General features: G+C 41.9%; 23 protein-coding genes and 1 pseudogene. 9 read left to right on the plus strand and 15 right to left on the minus strand.

The genetic code is table 11. The annotated features are described in order from the left end of the window. The first annotated feature begins 236 nt into the window (after positions 1-236). Complete coding sequence (locus tag HWQ42_RS05220; protein ID WP_292731399.1) at positions 237-713, plus strand: PD-(D/E)XK nuclease superfamily protein; 477 nt, start codon at positions 237-239, stop codon at positions 711-713. Here HWQ42_RS05220 and HWQ42_RS05225 read toward each other — a convergent pair. Further along, positions 710-1546 carry a DNA adenine methylase gene (locus tag HWQ42_RS05225; RefSeq protein ID WP_292809932.1) on the minus strand — a complete coding sequence of 279 codons (837 nt, stop codon included), beginning with the start codon at positions 1544-1546 and terminating at the stop codon, positions 710-712. The genes HWQ42_RS05220 and HWQ42_RS05225 overlap by 4 nt on opposite strands. A gap of 165 nt (positions 1547-1711) precedes the next feature. Here HWQ42_RS05225 and HWQ42_RS05230 point away from each other — a divergent pair, with 165 nt between their 5' ends. The 3 genes from HWQ42_RS05230 (at position 1712) to HWQ42_RS05240 (ending at position 3538) form a co-directional block, all read left to right on the plus strand. Next, positions 1712-1918, plus strand: a complete 207-nt coding sequence (locus HWQ42_RS05230; RefSeq protein ID WP_292731396.1) for a DUF751 family protein — start codon at positions 1712-1714, stop codon at positions 1916-1918. A gap of 124 nt (positions 1919-2042) precedes the next feature. After that, positions 2043-2462: a 30S ribosome-binding factor RbfA gene (gene rbfA, locus HWQ42_RS05235; RefSeq protein ID WP_099099512.1), complete on the plus strand. Its 420-nt coding sequence runs from the start codon at positions 2043-2045 to the stop codon at positions 2460-2462. An 839-nt stretch (positions 2463-3301) separates the two neighbouring features. Next, positions 3302-3538, plus strand: coding sequence for a DUF4327 family protein (locus HWQ42_RS05240; protein WP_094347157.1), 237 nt, complete (start codon positions 3302-3304; stop codon positions 3536-3538). Between the two features lie 572 nt (positions 3539-4110). Here HWQ42_RS05240 and HWQ42_RS05245 read toward each other — a convergent pair. Together HWQ42_RS05245 and HWQ42_RS05250 are read right to left on the minus strand one after the other, a co-directional pair. After that, positions 4111-4464 carry a hypothetical protein gene (locus tag HWQ42_RS05245; protein WP_292731394.1) on the minus strand — a complete coding sequence of 118 codons (354 nt, stop codon included), beginning with the start codon at positions 4462-4464 and terminating at the stop codon, positions 4111-4113. Positions 4465-4733: 269 nt separating this feature from the next. Continuing rightward, a complete protein-coding gene (locus HWQ42_RS05250; RefSeq protein WP_292809934.1) occupies positions 4734-5480 on the minus strand; it encodes a 3-oxoacyl-ACP reductase family protein in 747 nt (248 codons plus the stop codon). A 90-nt stretch (positions 5481-5570) separates the two neighbouring features. On the opposite strand from HWQ42_RS05250, the gene HWQ42_RS05255 reads away from it, so the two are divergent. After that, positions 5571-6179, plus strand: a complete 609-nt coding sequence (locus HWQ42_RS05255; protein WP_292809936.1) for a TetR/AcrR family transcriptional regulator — start codon at positions 5571-5573, stop codon at positions 6177-6179. Positions 6180-6652: 473 nt separating this feature from the next. Further along, positions 6653-7558, plus strand: a complete 906-nt coding sequence (locus HWQ42_RS05260; RefSeq protein WP_292809938.1) for a cation diffusion facilitator family transporter — start codon at positions 6653-6655, stop codon at positions 7556-7558. Positions 7559-7806: 248 nt separating this feature from the next. On the opposite strand, the gene HWQ42_RS05265 is transcribed toward HWQ42_RS05260, so the two are convergent. From HWQ42_RS05265 to HWQ42_RS05300, 8 genes and pseudogenes are all read right to left on the minus strand, one after another. Then, the gene (locus HWQ42_RS05265) at positions 7807-8211 is read right to left on the minus strand and encodes a response regulator (protein ID WP_292809940.1); all 405 of its coding nucleotides are present in this window, start codon (positions 8209-8211) and stop codon (positions 7807-7809) included. Between the two features lie 904 nt (positions 8212-9115). Then, the gene (gene guaA, locus HWQ42_RS05270; RefSeq protein WP_292809942.1) at positions 9116-10738 is read right to left on the minus strand and encodes a glutamine-hydrolyzing GMP synthase; all 1623 of its coding nucleotides are present in this window, start codon (positions 10736-10738) and stop codon (positions 9116-9118) included. Between the two features lie 228 nt (positions 10739-10966). Beyond that, positions 10967-12082 carry a cobalt-precorrin-5B (C(1))-methyltransferase CbiD gene (gene cbiD / locus HWQ42_RS05275; protein ID WP_292809944.1) on the minus strand — a complete coding sequence of 372 codons (1116 nt, stop codon included), beginning with the start codon at positions 12080-12082 and terminating at the stop codon, positions 10967-10969. 190 nt (positions 12083-12272) lie between these two features. Next, a complete protein-coding gene (locus HWQ42_RS05280) occupies positions 12273-12515 on the minus strand; it encodes a hypothetical protein (protein WP_292809946.1) in 243 nt (80 codons plus the stop codon). After that, a pseudogene (locus HWQ42_RS05285) lies at positions 12496-12774 on the minus strand (BrnT family toxin). The gene HWQ42_RS05280 and the pseudogene HWQ42_RS05285 overlap by 20 nt, the downstream one beginning before the upstream one ends. A gap of 148 nt (positions 12775-12922) precedes the next feature. Continuing rightward, a complete protein-coding gene (locus HWQ42_RS05290) occupies positions 12923-13219 on the minus strand; it encodes a hypothetical protein (protein ID WP_292809948.1) in 297 nt (98 codons plus the stop codon). Positions 13220-13255: 36 nt separating this feature from the next. Further along, a complete protein-coding gene (locus HWQ42_RS05295) occupies positions 13256-13852 on the minus strand; it encodes a DUF3177 family protein (protein ID WP_292809950.1) in 597 nt (198 codons plus the stop codon). 486 nt (positions 13853-14338) lie between these two features. After that, complete coding sequence (locus HWQ42_RS05300) at positions 14339-14584, minus strand: Calvin cycle protein CP12 (protein ID WP_069074399.1); 246 nt, start codon at positions 14582-14584, stop codon at positions 14339-14341. Between the two features lie 374 nt (positions 14585-14958). Here HWQ42_RS05300 and HWQ42_RS05305 point away from each other — a divergent pair, with 374 nt between their 5' ends. Beyond that, complete coding sequence (locus HWQ42_RS05305; protein WP_292809952.1) at positions 14959-16191, plus strand: FIST N-terminal domain-containing protein; 1233 nt, start codon at positions 14959-14961, stop codon at positions 16189-16191. A 60-nt stretch (positions 16192-16251) separates the two neighbouring features. Here the strand turns inward: HWQ42_RS05305 and HWQ42_RS05310 are convergent, their stop codons facing one another. Continuing rightward, positions 16252-17379, minus strand: a complete 1128-nt coding sequence (locus HWQ42_RS05310) for a metallophosphoesterase (protein ID WP_292809954.1) — start codon at positions 17377-17379, stop codon at positions 16252-16254. Positions 17380-17777: 398 nt separating this feature from the next. On the opposite strand from HWQ42_RS05310, the gene HWQ42_RS05315 reads away from it, so the two are divergent. Together HWQ42_RS05315 and HWQ42_RS05320 are read left to right on the plus strand one after the other, a co-directional pair. After that, complete coding sequence (locus tag HWQ42_RS05315) at positions 17778-18650, plus strand: S-methyl-5'-thioadenosine phosphorylase (RefSeq protein ID WP_292809956.1); 873 nt, start codon at positions 17778-17780, stop codon at positions 18648-18650. 76 nt (positions 18651-18726) lie between these two features. Further along, complete coding sequence (locus HWQ42_RS05320) at positions 18727-19059, plus strand: hypothetical protein (protein WP_292809959.1); 333 nt, start codon at positions 18727-18729, stop codon at positions 19057-19059. Positions 19060-19599: 540 nt separating this feature from the next. On the opposite strand, the gene HWQ42_RS05325 is transcribed toward HWQ42_RS05320, so the two are convergent. From HWQ42_RS05325 to HWQ42_RS05335, 3 genes are all read right to left on the minus strand, one after another. Continuing rightward, a complete protein-coding gene (locus HWQ42_RS05325) occupies positions 19600-19950 on the minus strand; it encodes a hypothetical protein (protein WP_292809961.1) in 351 nt (116 codons plus the stop codon). 430 nt (positions 19951-20380) lie between these two features. Beyond that, positions 20381-20971 carry a hypothetical protein gene (locus tag HWQ42_RS05330; RefSeq protein WP_292809963.1) on the minus strand — a complete coding sequence of 197 codons (591 nt, stop codon included), beginning with the start codon at positions 20969-20971 and terminating at the stop codon, positions 20381-20383. Positions 20972-21070: 99 nt separating this feature from the next. After that, the gene (locus HWQ42_RS05335; RefSeq protein ID WP_292809965.1) at positions 21071-21637 is read right to left on the minus strand and encodes a DUF6658 family protein; all 567 of its coding nucleotides are present in this window, start codon (positions 21635-21637) and stop codon (positions 21071-21073) included. Positions 21638-21650 lie beyond the last annotated feature (13 nt).

A 21650-nucleotide genomic window follows, 5' to 3' on the forward strand; every position in this document is an offset into this window, starting at 1 on the left:
GACTAAAGATAAATCCATTATTTTAACTATTACCTGAATTAGTAACTCGTTCCTAATCCAAATTATTAATACATTTGTATTTGTTTAGTACAAAAATACCAATTAATTCAGATTTTTTACCGTATTAATCTAACCAGATTTAGCCAAAATCAAAAATTCATATTAAGCAACTGAACCTTTTTTACTGCTTCTGTGAAATCCTATAATAAGCGGGACTTTTGGCAGAGGGATTGAAGATGGCTCTGACTCAAGGCGGACGGGCAAATAAGTCCGGGAATATTTTAGAAGCAAATGTAGAAGCAATCTTGCATGGGTATAATTATTTCCAAGTAGGGAACTATGTCCAAAAAGAATTTATACTAAATGCTACTTTATTGCCAAAACGTTATGGCAAAGAAGTTTATATTGGAACTGGAATTTATCAGACCTATCTGAAGGTTGATTTTTATGTTGTCGGCTCATCTGCAATGCCATCTGGTTTAATTTTCGAGTGCAAATGGCAAGAAAGCCCCGGTTCGGTTGATGAAAAGTTTCCTTACTTAAACATGAATATTCAGCACTATTACCCAGCACCAACTATCGTAATTTTAGGCGGTGAAGGTATGCGAGAAGGCGCAAGCAAATGGTTGAAAGCAAGAGTTAATGATAACCATAATTTATTAGCAGTCTATAGCTTAGATAGATTCATTGCTTGGGCAAATAAAAATCTTTAAAAGAAAGATGTAATTAATAGCTCGTTAATAGCGCCTCTATTTTTTATATTTGAGTTAATTGAACGCGCTGCTTTAATTTTATGGGTTTCAAAATTGATATCAGTATAAATTTTTTGAATAAATTCACTATCAGAATTGCATACCATAACTTTGACACCACGACTTGCTAACTCTGCACAAGTATCTCTTAAAATTTCTTGGTCTTTTTTACTAAAACAATTTTGACTATAAGCAGTGAAATAGCTAGTATCACTGATAGGATGGTAAGGCGGATCAAAAAATACAAAGTCATCACTGCTAGTAGCATGATTTAGGACTTCTGTAAAATCTGCTTGTTTAATTTCCGCATGGGAAAGTGCTTCGGAGGCTGCTTTTAGTAAAACCTCAGCACAAATATTGGGATTGTCATATCTGCCTAATGGCACATTGAATTTTCCCTGTGAATTGACTCGATAAAGACCATTAAAACAAGTCTTATTAAGATAAATTAGACGAGCCGCTTTTTCTATATCAGTACCATTATAATTGTTTCTGACACTATAGTAATAATCTTTATCATGTCGGATTTTATGCTCTTTTAATAGATAAATTAATTCTTCTACACGATCTCTAACACAACAATAAGTGTTAATTAATTCGGCATTAATATCAGTTAAAATGGCTGCACTTGGTTGGAGATAGAAAAAAACAGCACCACCACCTAAAAATGGCTCATAGTAATTTTTATAACTCTTGGGAAAATAAGGAATATATTGCTGTATCAACCGACTTTTACCCCCTGCCCACTTCAAAAATGGACGTGGGCTAGTTTCCTTCGAGACTTGAATTACCATTTACTTACAATTTAACTGAAAATAATTATGACTAAATAAAGCCAATATAACCGACAAGCCAAATTTTAGATTAACTGGCTAATTTTCCAGCCGCATATATTACAATTGAGTAGATAAAGCATATCAAAACAAACGTAAGTATATAACAAGGCAGTTTACATTCAGATGTTTGACGGATTTTGGGATAACGTCTTTCGCTACCCCCGATACTTAATTACGATCGTCTTAGGCTTGTTTCTGAACACCTTTGCGCCATTAATGCCATTGTTGAAACGCCCTATCACCTTGATCGCTATCTTGGGGTTATTTGTGAGCAGCCTAGTCTTTCTTACTCTTACCCTACGGGCAATGCTGGGCTTGAGTACAATCTAGACTAGCGTTATTATCGGGGCTATGCCCCACAGACGGTTGCTCTTGGCGTTGCTCGCGCTGAGTACTGTCTACCGAACTTGCATCTATTTTTGTCGTACAACCTCTGTGATGAGGCGAAATTTTTATGGCTACAAATCGTCGGGTTTCCCGCGTTGCTGAATTGATCAAACGGGAAGTTAGCCAAATGCTGCTTAACGGAATTAAGGATGACCGTGTGGGTACTGGAATGGTCAGTGTGACTGATGTTGATGTTTCCGGCGATCTCCAACACGCCAAAATCTACGTCAGCATCTATGGTACAGATGAAGCTAAGGTAGAAACAATGGCAGGCTTAAAGTCGGCCACAGGTTACGTCCGCAGCGAACTTGGGGCGCGGGTACGGCTACGTCGTACACCAGAGGTGATATTTCTCGAAGATCGCTCTATAGAACGCGGTAATAAAGTATTGGCACTACTAAACCAACTTAACCACGATCGCCCGCCAGAAAATCTGGTGGCAGTAGAAGACAGCACTGTTCAAAATGATGAAGAATTCTCCGAATAAGTAACTAAAACAACAATGTAACTTCAGAACAATTAATCTCAGCAAATCCGCCAAACAGTTTACAGACGTGACTAGATCGCGTCTGTTTTAATGTGAACATAACCCAATTCAGCAAGACACTTCTCCTCTTGTAGGCGAAACAAGGTTTACAAATTCTTCCTTGCTAAAACTCCATTCCTTTATGGGTGGAATATTCACTAATTCTGAAATTCTGACTCCTGTTTATGTGTGTCCTGATTACGAATTAGAGAATTACTCGACCCTTTTACAGATGTTTTTCAAAACAAAATTGGATGGTGTTAGTGCTGAAATTAACTAAGAAATTACAGGCTTACTTAAGAAATTGTTAACAGATGCTATGGTTAAAGCCTTCGTAGTATACTTTTTCCGTTATATTTTGCAACAGTTTATACCCCAGTAACTGACAAATATTATTGTGTTGTTTACCTTAGATGAATACCCGCAGTTATAAATCCAGCTTTTAAGGTGATTATTTGATATGTAAGCCATCGTAATATAAACTCTTCCCACCTACCAAATCTTGCCTAAATACAGTAATGGCAAGACTTTCAGACTTGTGGCATCAAAGTCATACAGCTAGATAAGCAGGTTAAGTTAACTACTTGGAATTTTTTTTGTAAAGCGGATTTTCGGGAAATGTCAGGATTCGTTGACTTTCTTAACATTTCTTGAGATAATTTCAGGAGATGTAGCGTCAAAATAAAAATAGTTCCGTATAGCAAACTACAAAATCTTAGCCACAAGTCTAATTTCTGTAATGTTTGTTCCTGATTTTTAACGGGAACACTATCGTAAGTGTTAATTTGTGAGTAAAAACCATGAGTGTGAATACGGTGCCTTCTATCAATTACTACTCTCTAGACGTGATTCAAGACGAAGCACGCCGACTGGTGCAAAAGGGAATGGTTAGCCGACAACAGCCAATATATAGCCTCTGCCAATACATTCCAGCGAGAGAGTGGGTTTGCGTTGAATGTGAATTAGAGAAATGTGACTTTTTGTTACGCGATCGCATTGGCGACCTAATTGGTCGCGAACAGTGGGACAACGACTAATCAATGTTTGATTTCCGGTTTGGGATTGGGAGCTTGTTTTTGATGTGTAGATGTCACCATCAACGATTCAAGGCTCAATCTAGGGGATAATGTCTAATTTTGAATGAGCATTGCCCTATACAGAATCTTGCGTTTTTGATTAACTACAGAAGCATTTGAGTTTGAATTTATACAACTTTTCAAGTTAAAGAAGGCATCAAAACCATTTGTTCCGTACATCTGGTGTCACGACTTGAGTTTAGTCTGTAGATTCTGCGAAGTTCCTACATCGATCCGACAGAAGTGTAGGAACTTCACTTTTGACTCGCAATTTATTGCATCGCTTCCCTCAAGCAAGTGATAACCTGCTTCCTGTGCAAAACCAAAATCCGTCTAGAAAAGTTTGCTAAGTCGGGCTAACCGACACCAGTTGCAACCACAAAGGGAACCTCCGCCAGCAACTGGCTGAACCTCCACAAAATCCAAAATTTGTATAGTATTTTTTCAGAAAAAATCTCGAAAAGCATAAAAAATCATCTTGATATTTCCACCCCTCATAGGTGGTTCCCTCTCCTACCTCCTTTACTTGACTATTATCCTACTTGCTCTAAATATTGATTAATGTCTTCAATGATGCGAGTAAGTTCAGCTTCAGTAGTCAAGCGAATGTTGACATTGCGGACAGTCAGCAAAACTTTGGCTGCGAAGGGCGTTGGCCAGATATTAGGATTACAAAAAACTTCTAAAAATACTTCACCCGTATAACGATATTCCAGGGGAGGCTGGGGAGTGACTCTACCACCGCCAGGAGTGGGTTTAGCGGCGATCGCTTTTAGGCGTTCCATCAGTTGATCCGTCGCTGTCTTTAATTCTTGTGCTGCTTGGGGTGAAAAACTGAAGGAGACTGAACCTTCAATTAAGTTCAAGGTTAGAGGAATTGAAGACATATTTTTTTATTAAAACTTCTTGATAAGTCCTTATATTACCGGAAGAAGGGGTCTGAATCCTACTCTGATAGTTCTCGGTGTCTTCTTCAAAGACCATTAGTACCGCTTGGCGTAATTCGTTAGTCTGTCAAGACAAGTATTTTTTCCTGGGTAAATAAGTTTGTAGTAAGGACTTTAGTCCTTGTGTTAAGCACTGAAGTGCTTACTACGTAGCAGGTTCTCATCAGTTTGCAATCACAGTATTACCTGGTCGTTCTGTTACCGCCGAATCAGGCTGCGAAGCCGCCATCAATTTTCAGACTCGCACCAGTGACGAAACCGGCTTCTGCACTGGCGAGATAGGAAACCATGTCGGCTACTTCTTCACTTCGGCCATAGCGCTGGAGGGCAATCATACTTCTCATGGTGTCGGCGAAGGAACCCTCCGCTGGGTTCATGTCGGTATCCACCGGGCCGGGTTGGATATTATTTACTGTGATCCCACGAGGTCCGAGATCGCGGGCCAGACCGCGCGTAAAACTAGCGATCGCACCCTTGGTCAAAGCATAGACGGAACCACCAGCAAATGGCATGATGTCACTATTGACGCTGCCAATCATAATAATCCGTCCCCCCTCGCCGATATGGCGGACAGCCTCTTGACTTGCCACAAACACGCCCTTAATATTAACCGCGATAATTCGGTCAAAATCATCTAGTGAGAACTCGTCGATAGTGGCCAAGGTGGCGATCCCCGCATTGTTCACGAGGATATCGAGACGGCCAAAGGTTTTTACAGTCTCGGTGACAGCGTTTTTCACCGCTTCAGCATTGGCACTGTCGGCGCGGATAGCCAAAGCTTGCCCACCTGCTGTTTCGATCGCAAGCACCACCTCATCGGCTTTTTGCGGCGAGCTAGTGTAGGTGAGGGCAACAGCTGCGCCATCCTGAGCGAGACGTTTAGCGATCGCTGCCCCCAAACCGCGTGAGCCACCTGTTACCAATGCCACCTTACCTGTAAGTTTTTTGTTGCTCATAATATTCTTTTGTCGTTAAAGTTTTGTATCGTCTGGTATAGATATAAAGCATGGGGGTAAGCCTGTCAAGAAATTATTATACTGATGAGTATGAAACAGGAAAAAACCACTGCGGCCATAGGCCGACCCCGCGAGTTCGATACCGATGACGCGCTCAATCGTGCAATGTATGTGTTCTGGCGCAAGGGCTATCTAGGCACATCCCTCTCGGATCTGACTGAGGCTATGGGCATTAATCGTCCTAGCCTTTACGCCGCTTTTGGTAATAAGGAATCTCTATTCCGCAAAGTGCTGGATCGCTATGCCGACGGGCCATCAGCCTATCTTCGTGAAGCTCTCAAAGAGCCGACTGCGCGCCAGGTCGCCGAGCGGATCATGCACGGGGCCGTTGACTTGGGAACCAATCCGCGCAATCCACCCGGATGTCTCTGGGTTCATGGCACGCTTTCATGCGGAGATCCAGCCAATCCGCTCCGGCAGGAATTGTCTGCACGCCGAGAATCGAGTGAAGCTTCTCTGCATAAGCGTTTCGAGCAGGCGATTTCGGAGGGGGATTTGCCAGCCGATTCAGATCCAGCGGCTCTTGCCCGCTTTGTTGTGACGGTCAATTGTGGAATATCAGTTCTGGCGGCAACCGGAGCTACCCGAACAGAACTCCTGCGGGTTGTGGAGACAGCGTTGCAAGCGTGGCCGCAGTAAAGATAGTGCCTATTTGGTATCGCATGGACATCTGACGTGGGAACTGTCAGATTGCGCTCCTCAAATTTTGACAATTTTCTGAATAAACCATGAGCTTACTTGTCCTTATCAGGCAGTAAATAACACTCATTAAGCTGATCGGTAATTTAGAGTAAATACAGACCACTGATGGTCGTCATAATATCTTTGAATACAATTCAATACGATCTCAGTTGATGTATTAATAACAAAGTTAATTAAAATATTATTGCAATTAATGCTAAATATACGCTGTAATCTTTAAAGGTATTACTAATGTCTATCTGGCTTATAGCCATTGTTAGTTAAAAACTATCTCAATAATTGGCATAAAAACTAGAGATTATAGAGAGACTTAACTCTTACTGCGTAAGACTTTGATACATTTTATTTGTGTTTATTTATGTTTTGATGTCTACATTAGAAGTCATAGAACTTGATGTGATAAATTATCTATGACTTACGATAATCGCGCCGAAGTAAGAAAGGTTTTAATTATTACCTTATTGCTCAACCTGTTTGTAATGGGATTGAAAGCACTTGTGGGCTACTGGACAGGTTCTTTGAGTTTATTAGCTGATGCCTTGCATAGTGTGACAGATAGTGCCAACAATGTTTTAGGATTAGTTGCGAGTAAATTTTCTTCTCCACAACCCGATCGTGAGCATCCCTACGGACACAGCAAGTTTGAAGCTGTGGGCGCTCTAGGAATAGCCTCATTTTTAGGAATAGCCTGTTTTGAAATTCTGCAAGGAGCAATCGAACGAATTCTCAAAGGTGGTGGTGAACCGATAAAAATATCGCCACCTGAGTTGTGGTTATTACTAATTGTGCTAGGCGTGAATATTTTTGTGGCGTTTTATGAACGTGCTGTGGGTAAGCGGGTAGGTAGCTCAATTCTCATCGCTGATGCGACACATACCATGAGCGATATTTGGGTGACAATCTCTGTAATCGCTGGCTTGATAGGAGTTTGGCTAGGTTATCAATGGATGGATTTGGTCTTAGCTTTTCCTGTCGCCTTGTTAGTATTTTGGAGTGGCTGGTCAGTTTTAAAAGAGAATTTGCCTTGGCTTGTGGATCAAATGGCGATCGCACCAGAAGCAATACACGCCATCGCTACTTCTGTTCCAGGTGTTATTAACTGTCATGCGATCGCTTCTCGTGGCGTTCTTGGCCGTCAAGTATTCATTGAAATGCATTTAATAGTGGATGCAGTAGACGTAGAAACCGCCCACCATATCACCGAAGAAGTAGAAAGCCGATTAGAAGAACGATTTCGTCCAGTGAGGATTTTAATTCACGTCGAGCCACCAGCATATAAATCTGAGCAAATTAGCTTTGAAACTGGAGCAAAGTAGTCTCATAAATTCTAAATCATGCCCTATACTATGCTGGTTTCCCTTAAAAAGGCTTGCTTTAATTCCTCATTAAAAAGGAGAGTTAGGGAGGATCAAGCCTGAATCGAAGTATATTGTGTTATTGTCAACATTTTTTTCCCAAGCCAATAGCTTACTAAAAGTGATGTTCTATAATCTTAATTTCTTCGTTTAAAAAATATGATAAGGAAAATAACAAATAACGACCGACAAATAACTGCATCTTTGTATTAACTCTTATAAGAAGCAACCAATTCTGCGACGATCGCAACTAGTTCTCCGGGATCGACTGGTTTAGGTACATGAGTCTGAAAACCCGCTTCCAAAGCACGGCTACGATACTCGCTATCACCATAAGCAGTTAAAGCGATCGCGGGAAGTTTACCATAAATATCAGGCTTCAGTGCCCGGATCTTGCGGATCAAGGTGTAGCCATCTTCATCAGGCATAGCAATATCACAAATCAAGACATCTGGTTGCAACTCAGGTAATACTTTCAATGCTACCGCCGCCGATGAAACTGCCATAATGGTGGCTCCATCAGCTTCCAACACAGTAGTAATGTAAAAGCGGCTATCATCATCATCATCAACTACGAGGATGTTTAAGCCAGCAAGGGGAAGAGCAGGTTCCATAACATCTCCATTAACGTTGATCGAATGAAATGTATTTGTAATTTTGAGCTGCTTGTTTTTTTTCTCTATCACCATACCATTGGTAATTTTACTGCGATCGCGCCGATTTTCCTAGAAAATAACTCAATTTGTCTTGTCACCATGCAATTGATGCTTAATTATTCACTGGCATTTATAATTATCGACTGGATAAAATTATGTTAGTGTTTAAATTCCTTTACATTAAAAAATTAACTTTAACGAATAGTTTAAGTTCAAAAATAATTTGACTAGCTACTGACTGCTTTATTACTAACAGGTTTGGATTTTGATGGAGCTTAAAAAAAGTAAAAAAATAGACAATGCCGAGTCTTAAAACGAGTCAGGTCGGCATTGTCATTTTTAAATCAATACAGTTCAGATAAGCTCAAAGTCTAGATGTAGACACGCGATTTACCGCGTCTTGAAAGCAATACGGTTCAGTTAAGACTAAAACTCTGTTATCCAAGTCAGTTTTTTAACGAACCGCCAACTCTTGGAGAGGCTTCCGCCAACGCGTAGCGTCTCCAAGAGTTGGCGCAGAGGATGCAGAGAGAAGAAAGAGAAGGAAAAAATTGCTTAACTGAACTGTATTGGTCTTGAAAGACCAATTATCTACACCAATAACCCTTAACTCAAGCTTATTGAAACGGAGCCGAAGACGCTCCAGATCCAGTCAGTAATTAGGAGTCAGAAGTAATACACCTAATACCAATTCAATTAATGATTGCAACACATTCTTGGCTAAAGACACGATGAATCGCGTCTCTATAAATGGTCTATTTGTTACATTCTTTTTTCAAATTGATATAACTATTAACTTGCAAACTGCTGTATGTGAATCTAAACTCCTGCAAGTAATTTAGTTAGTCAACTCAAAACTTGATTACTCCCATTCAATGGTTCCAGGCGGCTTAGAGGTGATGTCGTAAACCACCCGATTCACCCCTTTCACCTCATTCACAATTCGAGTAGAAATCACTTCCAGGACATCATAAGGCACTCTCGCCCAATCAGCAGTCATGCCATCTTCACTGGTAACAATCCGCAAAACAATGGGGTAAGCGTAAGTACGTTGATCTCCCATAACGCCAACACTACGAATTGGCAGCAATACAGCAAATGCTTGCCAGAAATCATGATACATACCGCGTTGGTTAATTTCTTGCCGCACAATCAAATCGGCATCGCGCAAAATATTTAACCGCTCAGATGTAACTTCCCCCAGAATCCGAATTGCTAAACCAGGCCCAGGAAAAGGTTGCCGTTGAACAATTTCTTCTGGTAAACCAATGGAACGTCCAAGTTTGCGGACTTCATCTTTAAATAGTTTCCGCAGTGGTTCGACCAATTTAAATCTTAGGTCTTTGGGCAAACCACCAACATTGTGATGACTCTTAATTTTCACCGCTACCCGCTCACCACTTTGGGGATCTACATTGGTGTCAGCAGATTCGATGACATCTGGATAAAGAGTTCCTTGAGCTAGATAGTCAAAGTGACCGAGGCGCTTGGATGTTTCCTCAAATACACTGATAAATTCGTGTCCGATGCGGCGACGTTTTTCTTCAGGATCAGTGATCCCAGCAACTTTAGCCAAAAAGCGATCGCGGGCATTAACATATTCAACAGGAATGTGAAACTGTTCTTGAAACAGCTTTACCAATCGCTCTGGCTCATATTTTCGCATAAAGCCTTGATCGATAAACACGCAAGTCAGTTGCTCACCAATTGCTTTGTATAGCAAGAAAGCCAGGGTAGAAGAATCCACTCCCCCAGACAGCGCCAACAGCACCCGTTTTTCACCAACTCTGGCGCGAATTTCTCGAATTGCTTCTTCGACAAAAGCTGCTGTTGTCCAAGTGGGTTCGCAATCGCAGATATGGTAGACAAAATTACGGATTAATGCTATTCCACCAATAGAATGCACCACCTCTGGATGGAACTGAACGCCGTAAAGTTTATTTTCGTGGTCAGCAATAGCAGCACAGGGAGTATTTTCTGTATGTGCTAGCAATTCAAACCCTGATGGCATTTGAATAACTGAGTCTCCATGACTCATCCACATAGTAGTGCCATCTTCAACATTAGTAAGTAAATCTGTGGGATCGTCAATATATAATGAGGCTTTGCCATATTCACCTCGATCGGCCTTTGCCACTTGCCCACCAAGTTGGTTTACCATCAACTGCATCCCATAGCAAACACCCAAAATGGGTATTCCCAAATTCCAGATTTCTGGGTCACAATGGGGAGCGTTATCACTATAAACTGAACTTGGGCCACCTGAGAGAATGATTCCCTTGGGATTGAGTTGGCGCAAATGTTCAGAAGTAGTGCGATACGATAAAACTTCGGAGTATACTTGAGTCTCGCGGATGCGACGGGCAATCAACTCAGAATATTGAGAGCCAAAATCCAGAATTACAATCAATTGGCGATCAAGCCGCCCAAAAGTTTCTAATGTTTGGGGCGCTTGTTCTGTTGGTAGAGTCACCGCTGTATTCATGACGGGAGTGTTATATCTGTTAAGGATAAATAGATGCTTTGTGGTCTATGGTGATGCTATTATCCAGCCTGGATAGGCTGATAATGGTATAGAAAGCCTTGACAAAAGCTAGTTTACGTGCATTTGTCAAGCCCCGGAGGTGGAGATGGTATTAAAACGATAAATCTACCCTAGAGTGGTTACTTAAAGGATTATTTTTTTGGATTGTTTACGATTATTCATAATAAATTAACATAATTTTCCCATCAACAGACCAGCAGTTTTACTCTTCACGATAATTTTGCGATCGCGATCAAAGAGAATAGAGCCACAGACTGTTACTTTTGTGCCTTTTTCACTATGACTTTGAATGTATTCTTGGGAACGAACATCGATAGTTTCGGCGATCGCACTGTAAACTTTATTTACCCAATCATTACCAGTTGCAGCATCTAGGGATTTTAGATGTGTTAGTGCTGCTTCAGCAGTTGCACTGTTAAATACAGCTTGGATATCAGGTGATTTTAAACCTGCGATCGCACAATGGGCTGCTAAAATTTCTCGCCGTCCATCAGCCAAGTAGTGATGAGTGTGGAAAATCCCCCCAGCCAGTTTCATCAGCTTACCGTGATAGCCAAATAATAAGATTTCTTTTACACCCAGCACATCAGCTTCTACTAACATTGGGCCAAGCCAGTTAGCAGTTTTGACCAATTGTTCGGGATTAATCCCTAGTTTACGCGCCAAATCTAGGCCATTCTCCCCAATACAGAATACTAAACTCTCAAAACGACTAGCTTTATTTTGTAATTCCGCCCGAAAAACCGCAAGCTGATCTGGCGTACTTAAGGGTTGAGAAATGCCAGTTGTGCCTAAAAGGGAAAGTCCTTCAACCACACCAAAGGCAGAATTTGAAGTTCTAACAGCAAGCGATCGCCCTTCGGGTAGAATAATCGTCACCGTGATTTTTTCCCCAGGTGCCAGCATCCGTTGCAAATTCTCTTGCAACAGCCTTTGAGCATAAGCATAAATAGCTGGCTTGTCGTCAGCATTCATTTGCCTACCAATCCCTTCGCCACCTTTAATAATTACAGCATCATCACCCTGTTCTCGCCATTCCACCAATGCCCAAATCGGTGTATCTTTAGTCAAATCGAGATTATCACCGGGATCGCTGCGAGCGATCGCTAAAGCTGTATTCTCAGATAGTCCTGCTACCTGTTCAATGGGGATTTCTGCGATTTGAGCGGGTTCAATCAAATTTACAGATGCTAAAGTTAGGGGTTGGCGATCGTGTAACCAGTGTAAAGCTGCAACAGCAGCAGCGCACGCAAAGACGGGAAGTGTGTATCCAGAACGGGACATTTTGTAAGTTTAAAAGTCAAAATAATTATTTAAAATTGTTCGCGCAGCGTCTCGTAGAGAAGACAGTTTCACACGGCAATTTAGACCAATCTGTAGCTTGCTTCCTTCAAGGTAACGTTCCTGGTCAAAGGATATAAGCAACATTAAACTCAGCACCAGCGGCTTTCGTCCGTCCGCTGTATTGCGCTTGTTAGGCTTTGTCACCGTCTGCAACTTGTGGCATTGACTCAATTAGTGCCCTTAGCACCTTATTGACCGATTCTGGTGTTGTAAAAACTTGAGCTACATCTTCATCTAGAACCACAACTTTTAGCAGTTGCTTTCTACTTTGAGCAGCAAAGCGGTTGGGCTTCGCCTTTTTATAATCAAAGTGGTACTCAGGTAAAAGCTTGTCATCTGAATTGTGTGATTCCTCAAAAGGCGTTTTGCTCATAATCTTCACGCTCCCTTCGAGTGGCTAAACGGGCACTGATAATGCGAATGGCATTAGAACGTTCGGTGAAAGAAATCAATAGCAAGCAATTGTTTCGGGAGTGCCCAATAATAATCTATCGCTTCTCACTTACTGAGTGAGCTTCATCATCAAAAATAACTGCCAGCATATTATCAAAGACGGTCTTAGCCTCTTCAAAGCTGACACCGTACTTTGTTAGGTTAGCCGTTGCTTTTGACTCATCCCACTCAAACTCCATGTCTAAATCATATCTGATTATTCACAGAGCCAAGCAATCCTATGCAAAGGTCTGCCATTTCAACAATAAGTTCCCCAACTTCAAACAAGAAACCATATCGCTCCATCAACAATCTCAAAGTCAGCCGTGACGCAAAATTACGAATTAGTTAAACTCCCACTTCTGATAATAGAGCTTCCATAGCTTTCCAAGAAATTCCTTGTTGAATATAACGGGGTGCTTCAGGATTGTAAGGACTGGCTACTCGGTCAATGTTGAGGATGTTTGCCCCATCTGGTAGAACTGGTACATCTGCATCAAATGCCGTTGGACGCATCAAAGAACTAGAAAAGCCTTTGAAAATAGCAATTGTATCTTCCTCATCGGCGATTTCCACCGTTACAATTAGGACTTCTTTGGTGCGTTTAGCGGTGTATTGTTCCAGTCGCTTACCAATAGAATTCATTGTTTTAAGAGTAGGAGTAAAATGGCACAGCGAGGGTTACTGTGGTGTAGCCGAGCGTCCCTGTTTGCCCAGCTTAATCAGAACAAAATAGCTTAAGTAAACCACATAAATGACTAAACTAGTTATACCAAGAAAACCTAAGAACTCAGCTTTGCTATTAGCATGAAAATATTCTTTGAATAATAACGGAATCTCAAACCAGACGCGACAATAAGCACTCTTCATCACACTGGCAGAAAAAGCACAACCCAAAAAAGGGATAAAGGCTAGTGCGCCCAAAAAACAATAAACAGTTGTCGCCCAGCGCCAAGAGGTAAAAATAAATTTTAAAGATCCACTGGTTTGATACTCAATTTCATCGTTGATATCCACCCAGAACCACAGCGAAATCGGGATCAAAATCTGAGCCATCAACCCAGAGAGAAAGCTAACTGGATACTGGGCAATCATTAAGTAAATCGTGATTGCCACCAAGCTTGATACTCGCCAGTATATAGCCAATAAGCGTTGTATGCCTTCTGTTTTTTGTACAAATGCCCAAATCAGAAGAATTAGCGGAATAATTACCAGAAATAATACTGCCAGTCGGTAATCAATCCAGACGAAAGGTCGAAACCAAATATCATAGTCCATATTTTTTCTCAAACAAACAATAGATAAAAAAGAAATCAGGAGTTCAAATAATCAATCAAGTATGATTTTATACCACTATGGATTGTAAACTGCTAAATAAGGCAGGGATATTAAACCCTTTTATTCAGGAGTCAGTCGAACTCCCGTTCATCCTGAATTCTTCTTGATAATAGTTTATTGAACCTCGTATGACTAGAAGTCACGAGTATTATAAAAAATTTATAGGGGCGTACATCTGTACGCCCCTAATACCAATTAATTGGTTGTTTAATTTATGGAAATCGCAACTTATCCCTTTGGAAGAAGCCTATTGATTCAAATAAGGAATTTATTTTTTGTTTCCACAACTAAAATTGGTAGCTCTAAATAAAACGCTTGCAAGTGGAGGACATTGGTGAGTCCCTGCGTCCTCCACTCTGGGCGTCTTCTTTGGTCAATGTTGGTTGTTTGCTGACCAAACAACAGAAAATCCAATTGCCTCAGTTTCTAGTCGTCGTAAACCCGGCATTCAATTGCATCTGGGTTGTCATCACAATACTGTTCTAGAGAATTTTTTGGCTTGCTTTGGCGCTTGTGGGAAGCTTCGGCTTGCAATTCTTCTACTGCATCCCAAGCAGCAGCACACTCTGGTGAGTTGCTACCGTTAATATCACAGACAGTACGCGCTTGTTCCACTTCTTCTTGGATTTTCTCTTGGATGTCGCCTTTTGCTGTTTCTTGGATGTTGGTCATTAGCTTTAGTCTCGTTGTGTGTTGTTAATACTAGTATAGAAAATGTTCAGAAATGGCAGTTTTTCTCTTGATTACTAACCATTCTAACCATTTAGCCAATCATAAGTTAGTGTTTTAGCCTATTGATTTATAACCAATACAGCAAGCTACCGTATCTATAATACATTTACCTTTATTTTTTAAGATTTTGTGGAATTAGTAGCATAGATAAATAATCATACAATATATTTAGATGCCTATATTAGGGAATGACAACCCCAGCTTCTTGGGATGGAGGAGACAAAGGGCTGGCATCAATTCTTGTAAGATGCAATTCTTCCCAAAATAAAAAGTCAAAATATACTAGCCTAAAAAGAGAAAGAAGCTCAAAACTAATGGCAGACCAAATGCAGTGGGCAAATGCCCTATCAACCCGTCATTCTCTGGAAGCCGCTGTTACAGATGTGGTAGAACGAGCTGTTTCATCGTTAACAGCACCTGCGGATCTAGGACTGGTATTCATTTCGTCTGCTTTTGCGAGTGAGTATTCCCGACTGTTACCCTTGTTAGCTGAAAAACTTTCTGTGCCTGTGCTAATTGGCTGTAGTGGTGGTGGTGTAATTGGGACAACAGTGAGCGGAGAAACCCAAGAATTGGAAGCTGAACCAGCTATTAGCTTGACTTTAGCATACCTTCCAGGAGTAAAGATTCAAGTTTTTCATATTGTTGCGGAAGAATTACCTGACTTAGATAGTTCACCAGATGCTTGGGTTGATTTGATCGGTGTACCACCATCACCGACACCGCAGTTCATCTTGCTGTCTAGTTCTTTCGCCTCTGGAATCAACGATTTGTTGCAAGGGCTGGATTTTGCTTATCCAGGATCGACGATCGTGGGGGGACAGGCTAGTGGTGGAGGTATGGGTGGTCGCGTTGCGCTTTTTTGTAACGATACTAACGGTGAAAAACAGCAAAACTTGTATCGTGAGGGTACTATTGGTATAGCTTTGACTGGCAATATTGTTTTGGAAACGATTGTCGCCCAAGGATGCCGACCAATTGGCCAGCCATTGCAAGTTACAAAAGCCGATCGCAATATTATTTTAGAGTTAGATGAGAAAGTGCCTCTGGTAGTATTGCGAGATTTGATTGCTAGTCTCAGCGAACAAGAAAGGATTTTAGCACAGCATTCTCTGTTTATTGGTGTGGCAATGGATGAATTTAAGCTGGCTTTGCAGCAAGGAGACTTTTTAATACGTGGTATTCTTGGGGTCGATCCAAATGCTGGGGCGATCGCAATTGGCGATCGCGTTCGTCCTGGTCAAAGGCTGCAATTCCACCTCCGCGATGCCCAAGCCTCTGCTGAAGACCTCGAATTACTCCTCCAAAGTTATCAACACCAACGAGAATCTGAACCCTCTGCCGTAGCTGCTTTGATGTTTTCTTGTCTGGGACGAGGTGAAGGACTTTATGGTAAACCCAACTTCGATTCTGAACTATTTCAGCGCTACCTCAACGGTATTCCTGTAGGTGGTTTTTTCTGTGGCGGTGAAATTGGCCCTGTAGGTGGCAGAACCTTCTTACACGCCTACACTTCAGCATTTGGAATTTGTCGCCAAAATCAGTAATGAGTGCTGAGTGCTGAGTGTTGAGTGTTGAGTGTTGAATCACCTTCTAACTCCTAACTCCTAACTCTTATTCAGCAAAAGTGTGCTGTTATTATCAATCATCGTCAAACTTCCAGCAGTGGCGATCGCTGAGTTAGGCTGTGATGCACTATATGTTTGAATGTAGCGCCGCACTTCTGGGGGAAAATGAGGATAATCTAATACCGCATCACCATCGGCAATAGTTGCCCAGAAATCGCGCAAACCAGGAGCTATTTTTTTTGCCTGTGATAACGGTAAGTTTAATGGAGAGTGAGTTAGTAGCTTAATTAGGAAAGGGAAAGAGCGATCGCCCATCCACTGCCTTGATGACTGTTGTAAGTCGGGGAATTCAGGCACTGACTCTACGCGATGGGATAAAATTTGCAGCGATTCTTTACCTTGGTTATCCCGATGAAACTCTAGCACTCGGTAAGGGTGAGGATAGCTTACTAATGAACCAGTGGTAATATCATATACTCCATCTGAGTAAGCAATATCCTGAACGTGCAAATGCCCGGTAAATACTAGCTTGACTCCGTAGCGCCTCAGCAGCTGCAATAGTTCTGCTGAATTGGATAACATATAGCGATTTGCTAGTGGATGGTTCGATTGATTGGGCAAATGCTCCACCACATTATGATGCACCATCACCAAAACTAATTCATCACCAGATGCCGCCAGCACCTCTTCTAACCACCGTAGCTGTTTGGTATCTAAACACCCCACCTGCTCACCTTGCTCATTAAAGGAGTTAGAATTTAGTCCAATCAGCTTAACTCCAGGCAGCAATTGACGAATGTAGTACATTTGCTGGGGGTCATCATAGCCAAACTTCGTGTAATAGTAGGGAAAATCCGCAAAAGCAATCGATTGCTGATCGGCCAACAGCACAGGAACGTCATGATTGCCAGGTACAACATAGACGGGAAAAGGTAGCTGGGCTAAACATTGTTGCAACCAGGCGTGATTCTCTGGTTCGCCGTGCTGGGTTAAATCTCCTGGCAACAACAAGAAATCTAAATTGAGTTGTGTTAAATGTTCTAGTACACTTTTAAATGCTGAGATACTTACTTCTACCAGATGAAAGCGGCTAGGGTGATCCCAGATTGTGTGAGGAAGTGCCAGGTGTAAGTCGCTGACTACCGCAAAGCGAAAATTGAGAGTCATTGATTTATGAAAATGTTAAAAGCAAAGGTTAAAATAAGCCTTTTCCCAAAAGTATAACGCTTGCTTTGTTTCCGTGCGTAGGAGTGGGTCTAATTAACATTTGTATACAGAAAGCATCGATTATACACTATGGTGACAATTGACTTAAGGGTTAATCATAAGCATTTAATCTCCAAAAATTATCGGAAATTTGATTGCTAAAAATTATTAATTAATGCTCTAATAAGTGGGCGATCGCTGCTATCTATACCTGAATAAATAATGAATGGGTAAAAATTCAATAGTGTTAGCGGCACGAAATGCGATCGCCTAGCTCATCGTAGACATCACTTTGTTTTCTGCTACTCCCCTTTTCGATAAAATAACTGAGTAGATCGGCAAGGAACAGGTTCAGAATCATGGCTCAAGCTAGTATTGGGATTATTGGTGGTAGCGGTCTTTACAAAATGGATGCCCTCAAAGATGTCGAAGAGGTGCGAGTTGAGACTCCTTTTGGTTCACCATCTGATGCTTTGATTCTGGGGACTTTGGATGGTACACGGGTAGCATTTTTGGCGCGTCATGGCCGCAATCACACGATTTTACCCTCTGAGTTACCGTTTCGCGCTAATATCTATGCGATGAAGCAATTGGGTGTGAAGTATTTAATTTCAGCTAGTGCTGTGGGTTCCTTGAAGGAAGAGGCGAAACCACTGGATATGGTGGTGCCAGATCAGTTTATTGATCGGACAAAAAATCGGATTTCAACGTTTTTTGGTGAGGGAATTGTGGCTCACATTGCCTTTGGCGATCCGATTTGTAAGAATTTAGCTGCTGTGTTGGCAGATGCGATCGCATCTCTCAATTTACCAGAAGTTACTCTCCATCGCAGCGGCACTTATGTGTGCATGGAAGGGCCAGCTTTTTCCACTAAGGCAGAATCGAATCTTTACCGCAGTTGGGATGCAACAATCATTGGGATGACGAATTTACCAGAGGCGAAGTTGGCAAGGGAAGCGGAAATTGCATACTCAACTTTAGCGCTGGTGACAGATTATGATTGTTGGCATCCAGACCATGACAGTGTGACAGTGGAATTGGTGATTGGCAATTTGCTGCGGAATGCTGTGAATGCTCAAAAGGTGATTCAAGAAACTGTGCGGCGCTTGAGTGAAAATCCGCCAACCAGTGAGGCGCATTCGGCGTTGCAGTATGCGATTTTAACTCAGTTGGATAAAGCACCAGCAGCGACGAAGGAAAAGTTAGGGTTATTGTTGCAGAAGTATTTGTAATATTGGTGGTGATTGAGCGATGTCTACGCCTACGCAGTTTCTTGGTACAGTTTTGCGTAAAGTGTAGCGTTATTTAATGCAGGGGAATGTATTGGCATTGTTAGCCGACACAATGGCATTGTTAGTCAACGCAATGGCATTGTTAGCCAACGCAATGGCATTGTTAGTCAACGCAATGGCATTGTTAGTCAACGCAATGGCATTGTTAGCCAACGCAATGGCATTGTTAGTCAACGCAATGGCATTGTCAGGCGACGCAATCGCATTGTTAGTCAACGCAATGGCATTGTCAGGCGACGCAATCGCATTGTTAGGCGACGCAATCGCATTGTCAGGCGACGCAATCGCATTGCAGGGGATTGCAAAATTTAATTTGCTACGAATTAATAAAATGCTGTATTTAGATTAGAGCAAAAGCGATCGCATTTTCTCAGATTACAATAACAGCGATCGCTACGACAGGCTATTCGGTGACGCACTATTATCACAAATCATACGGGTTCGCTTTATCCCAAATTCGGGCATAAGCGTAGCCCGTCGTAGACATCGCTCATCACTAAAATCTCTTTGTGTAGCTCAATCAAAAGACCTCTCCCTGGTTTTATTACACAAAACCGTCCCTCTCCGACTCGGAGCTACGGTGTACACACAAGTCTGAAATAGCTGATTAACCAAGGGTTTTACCCCACCCTAACCCTCCCCTTTGCAAGGGGAGGGAACTAGATTTCTTTTTCCCCCCAATGCATCGGGGGGATTAAGGGGGGTAATTCGACTTGTGTGTACATCGTAGCCGACTCGGAGAGGGACAGCCTTGAACTTTAGTTCAAGGCAGGGAGAGGTTTATCACCTGCGTGTGCCAATATCATCACATAGATGCTTATCGCTCTCATTCACATTGGGGTTATTTTGCAAATAATCGCGCACCCAAGCACAACCCTTAACCATTAAATCATCCAAATTGAGATTCCACAGCTTCACCCTGTTGTCTTGTAGAGGCAATAGTTTCACTGTCGGGGCTAAATGCCACGCCATTAACCGAATTGCTATGACCTTGGAGAGTTTGTAAGAGTTGCCCGTTGCGATTCCACAGCTTCACCCTGTTGTCATCACTTGCAGAAGCAATGGTTTCACCGTCGGGGCTAAATGCCACGCCATTAACCGAATTGCTATGACCTTGGAGAGTTTGTGAGAGTTGCCCGTTGCGATTCCACAGCTTCACCCTGTTGTCATCACTTGCAGAGGCAATGGTTTCACCGTCGGGGCTAAAAGGCTCGTTAACGGAGTTCAAAGACTCGTTCACGGAGTTCAAACACTCGTTCACGGAGCTAAAAGACTCATTAGAGATATGAAAAATAATGTAGAGACGTAGCACTGCTACGTCTCTACAAAGGTTCTAGATAATGCATATTTAATTTCTAGAGATATCTATTAGACCTCTTGCATAATTCTTTTGTGGTATGATTATAGGTTTCATAAAAAATTCATATCAGAATCTATACAGAGAACTTTTGTCACCTCATTAGGATGTCTGATAGAGATAGAAAGCAAATTTTTAAAACCCTCAATTGTACCATAATTTATTTTTGCAAGAGGTCTATTAATAAAGTTTAAGGGAATTAAACCCCATCTCAAACTAAAACAAAGCCTGCATACACAGGCTTTGTTTTAGTAGCACCAGACTATAAGTCTGTGGGCGCTTTCAAATTTTTCCAAGAATTAAATGACTAATCTCAATCAACTGCCTTCTTCACTGCATTGCCTGCATCGTCGGCTGTACGTCGAACATTTCTACCAGCATCTTCAGCCCCACGCTGAACATTTGTTGTCACGTCTTCGGCAGCATTCTGGGTATTACCCTTAAGATTTTCAATTCCTCGCTGAGTTCCCTTAACAACACCTTTGCGAACTTCTTCAGCTGAACTGCCGATATCTTCACCCAGGTTCTTCACTCTTTCACCAAGGGGTGTACCTTGTTTGTAATTTTCACCATATTGCCCTGCGCTGTCAACTGACTTCTGGTCAATATTTCTTTGAGCATTTTTCGCCAGTGCATCAGCTCTGTCATTAGCTCCCTTTTCATCTCTCGCTCTGGGATCTACATCACTAAAGTTATTCATCCCACCAGCAGGAGAATTCAGAGGATAATCTTTTGTCGAATCGTATCGTTGAGTATTAGGTGCTTGAGTACCAGGTTGTGGTGGCTGTGTTGCTATTCCTGGGGCACCACAAGCTTGTGTCAGAAATAAGAATATCCCTGCCAAAAAAACTGTTAAAACTTTTAAGGGACGAATATTTTTCAGCCAAGTCATTGCTTTTTTCATACTTTTAAGTCCTTGCTTTTTTGTGACTAAGTTAAACTTCAACCAAGATGGCATTCGCAATCTATTTTAAATCTCAAGCAGTGAGACAAAATAAGGCTTCTATCTGCCCAATGCAGGATTTTTTTGTAATTCCGGTCTAGCACCGACTTCATCTGCATTATCTTTCAAAAAGCCGGAAGCTTCTTCAATAGCCCCTTTTACAGTCTCAAGCCGATCTTTAACCCGATCTCCTACATTTGATTCATTCTGAATCAAACCACCGGGTTCAGGCTGGCGGAAGTCTTTATCTGTGATGAATGGCAGTTCTGCTTCTTTCTGGACTCGACCTGCTGGTGTCTCGCCACCAGGATAAAGTATCTCAGATTCTCTATTTGTAGCAATCAACAATTGCGAACTTGGTTGTAAGCTAGCTTGGTCGCGTCCCTGATTGGCTTTTGGGTTGGCTATTTTCGGATCGGTAGACATTCTGTAGTTGCTATACTTGTCTCCACCATTCTTATAAGGGTTGTTTGCTCCACCGGCTTGTACAGCAGGATTTTGCGGATTTGCACCTTGAGCATTTGCCCCACTACAAGCAGTGCTAACTATCAACAATAGTCCAGCTAAAAAGATAGTTAATATCTGGCGCAATCTTATTTGTTTCAAGAATACTCTCACAGCGTTCACGTATGTCCTCCTT

Origin of the sequence: Nostoc sp. JL23, assembly GCF_017115065.1 — a bacterium.
In the GTDB taxonomy this organism is placed as follows: Bacteria; Cyanobacteriota; Cyanobacteriia; order Cyanobacteriales; family Nostocaceae; genus Nostoc; species Nostoc punctiforme_A.